Raw genomic sequence first — 389 nt, forward strand, 5'->3', positions numbered from 1 at the left:
AAATTACGGCGGTCTTGAGGGAGAATTAATAGCTCGTGAAGAGGCACTTAACCGTCAATTCAGGTCTCCCGACTTTCAAGATTTCATAAAGAAATTTTTCATAAATAAAGGCGACTATCAACTTTCGCACATTCAATTTCCATTGCCTTCCAATGCGAGTGATGTTGATTTAAAGCGGGAAGATTGGTGTTCGATAGGCTGGGGGCATGTTCTTGACGGAGAGATAGAAGTTGGCAACATCACCTATCGCGGTACTTTTGAAGAATATTATGGTGTCCGATATATCTATAACTTTTATAATGGCGACCGCCTTATCTATGTGCTCACTTTCGAAAACATCGAAGTCAAGTGGCTGTTGTTTGACTTTTAGTTGGGGGAGGATTAAAAAT

General features: G+C 40.4%; 1 protein-coding gene. It reads left to right on the forward strand.

Annotated features, from left to right (window positions below):
* Nucleotides 1-370: hypothetical protein (locus ASC50_RS05395; protein ID WP_158648491.1), on the forward strand; the 370-nt coding region annotated here is incomplete at its 5' end.
* Nucleotides 371-389 lie beyond the last annotated feature (19 nt).

The organism is Candidatus Symbiothrix dinenymphae (assembly GCF_001431085.1).